The organism is Streptomyces sp. WELS2 (assembly GCF_013870595.1).
Classification (GTDB): domain Bacteria; phylum Actinomycetota; class Actinomycetes; order Streptomycetales; family Streptomycetaceae; genus Streptomyces.
In genome coordinates this window covers 1-2689 of record NZ_JACBWZ010000825.1, presented here as the reverse complement: position 1 = coordinate 2689, position 2689 = coordinate 1, and the positions used below count along the sequence as shown (strand labels likewise).

The 2689-nt window shown below is 74.6% G+C and carries 3 protein-coding genes; 2 read left to right on the top strand and 1 reads right to left on the bottom strand.

What is annotated here, in order from left to right; translation table 11 throughout:
- A partial coding sequence (locus H5J33_RS30395; protein ID WP_181797992.1) for an ATP-binding SpoIIE family protein phosphatase occupies nucleotides 1-1269 on the top strand: 1269 nt, incomplete at its 5' end.
- A gap of 10 nt (nucleotides 1270-1279) precedes the next feature.
- Here the strand turns inward: H5J33_RS30395 and H5J33_RS30390 are convergent.
- Entirely contained in the window at nucleotides 1280-1831 is a 552-nt protein-coding gene (locus H5J33_RS30390; RefSeq protein WP_181797991.1) for an RNA polymerase sigma factor, read from the bottom strand.
- Between the two features lie 46 nt (nucleotides 1832-1877).
- Here H5J33_RS30390 and H5J33_RS30385 point away from each other — a divergent pair.
- On the top strand, nucleotides 1878-2689 hold an 812-nt coding region (locus H5J33_RS30385), incomplete at its 3' end, for a serine/threonine-protein kinase (RefSeq protein ID WP_258565505.1).

Here is a 2689-nt window from a genome sequence, read left to right as displayed (position 1 = left end):
CTGACCCTCGGGGTCGCGGTGCTGGGCCGGCACCGGCGCCCGGAGGCGTTCACCCCGGACGACGTGCTGCTGGCCGAGGAGATCACCGCGCGGGCCGCCGTCTGCATCGACAACGCCCGCCGCTACTCCCGCGAGCGGGAGACGGCGCTCGCGCTCCAGCGCAGCCTGCTGCCCCGCTCGCTGCCGCACACGGCCGCGCTGGAGGCCTGCTCCCGGTATCTGCCGGCCGCGCGCGCCGGGGTGGGCGGGGACTGGTTCGACGTGATCCCGCTGTCCGGGATGCGGGTCGCGATGGTCGTCGGGGACGTGGTCGGGCACGGCATCCGGGCCTCGGCCACCATGGGCCGGCTGCGCACCGCCGTGCGCACCCTGGCGGACATCGACCTGGCCCCGGACGAGCTGCTGACCCACCTGGACGACCTGGTGCTGCGGCTCTCGGACGAGTCCGGGACGGCGAGCGCCGGCGAGGCGGGCAGCCCCGGCGAGCTCGGCGCCACCTGTCTGTACGCCGTCTACGACCCGGTGTCCCGGCGCTGCACGCTGGCCCGCGCCGGGCATCCGCCGCCCGTGGTGCTGGAGCCGGGCGGCACCCCCCGCGCACTGGACCTGCCCGCCGGTCCCCCGCTGGGCCTGGGCGGGCTGCCGTTCGAGTCCGCCGAGGTGGAGCTGCCCGAGGGCACGGTCCTCGCGCTGTACACGGACGGGCTGGTGTGGTCCCGGGAGCGGGACCCGGAGAACAGCAGGGAGATGCTCCACGCGGCGCTCGGGGCGTACGCCGGCTCCCTGGACGAGACCTGTGACCGCCTCCTGCACACCCTGCTCCCCTACGGCGGCGCACCGGACGACGTGGCCCTGCTGCTCGCCCGTACCCGGGGCCTGCCCGCCTCGCAGGTCGCGACCTGGGACATCCCCGCCGACCCGGCGCTGGTCGCGCCGATCCGCAAGCAGGTCGTCGAGCAGCTGTCCGACTGGTCGCTGAGCGAGGCGACGTTCACCGCCGAGCTGGTGGTCAGCGAGCTGGTCACCAACGCCATCCGGTACGGCTCCCACCCCATCCGGCTCCGGCTGATCCACGACGCGAACACGCTGACCTGCGAGGTCTTCGACGCCAGCCACACCGCCCCGCATCTGCGCCGGGCCAAGGTGTTCGACGAGGGCGGCCGGGGCCTGCTGCTGGTCGCCCAGCTCACCCGGCGCTGGGGCAGCCGGCACACGGCGGAGGGCAAGACGATCTGGGCCGAGCTGCCGTTGTTCGAGCAGGACCGGTAGGGCCGCCGGGCTACGCCGAGGCCGTCAGCCAGGGCCGTACCCGTTTGCGGGCCTCGTGCAGACGGGACTTGAGCGTGCCGAGCGGGATGCCGGCGCGTTCGGCCGCCTCGGCGTAGTCGAGCTGGCAGATGTCCCGGTAGACCAGCGGCGCGACCAGATGCGGATCTTCCCGCTCCAGCCGGTCCAGGGCCTCCAGCAGATCGACCCGGGAGCCGGCGATGACGCTGGTGGTGCGCGGGTCGACGGCGTGGGCGGGCTCGATGACGGCGGGCTGTTCGGCGGCCCGCCGTTTCAGCTCGCGGTACTTCTGCCGGCAGCAGTTGGCGACGACGGTGTACAGCCAGGTGCCGAAGCGGCTGCGGCCCTCGAACCGGGTGATGTGCCGCGCCACTTGGAGCAGCACGTCCTGGGCGGCCTCCTCGGCGTCCTCCCGGCACGGCAGGAAGCGCCCGCAGCGGCGCACGGTCTCGGACCGGATCTCGGTCAGCAGCAGCTCCAGGGCCGTGCCGTCGCCGGCGGCGGCACGCCGGGCCAGTTCCTCGGTCGATGCCCCCTCCGGCACGGCCGGCCCCCCTTCACGTCGGTCCCGGGCCAGGCATGATAGCCGTATGCAGCCCCCGGAGCGGATCGGCCGGTACCGTCTCGAACGGCCGCTGGGCAGCGGCGCGTTCGCGCTGGTGTGGCTCGCCCACGACCCCGAACTCCAGGCGCCGGTGGCGGTGAAGGTCCTCGCGGAGAACTGGGCGCACCGGCTCGACGTCCGCGAACGCTTCCTGGCCGAGGCGAGGTTGCTGCGCCGGGCCGGTTCCAGCCGGGTGGTGCAGGTCTACGACATCGGTGAACTGCCGGACGGCAGACCCTACTTCGTGATGGAGTACGCCGATGGCGGGAGCCTCGCCGAGCTCTCGGCAGGCGGTGCGCTGCCGGTGCCGGAGGCGCTGGCGCTGACCGCCGAGGCCGCGCGCGGGGCCGCCGGGCTGCACGAGGCGGGCATCGTGCACCGTGACATCAAGCCGGCCAATGTGCTGCTGCACACAGCCCCGGACGGCTCCCGGCGGGTGCTGCTGGCCGACTTGGGCCTGGCCAAGAGCCTCGCGCAGGCCTCGGTGCTGACGCTCGCGGCGGGTTCGGCGGGGTACCGGCCGCCGGAGCAGGCCGAACCGGGGTCGGGCATCGACGAGCGGGCGGACGTCTACAGCCTGGGCGCGGTCGGCTACGAGCTGCTCACCGGGACCGTGCCGGGACCGCCGGGGAAGGTGGTGCCGCCCCGGCGGCTGCGGCCGGAGCTGGGCGAGGACGTGGAGCGGGCGCTGCTGCGCGCGCTGGAGCCGGACCGGGCGCGGCGCTGGCCGGGCGCCCTGGAAGTACTCGGTGTGCGGGGCGCGTTGGGTGAGCCAGTAGAAGACGTTGAGGAACTGGA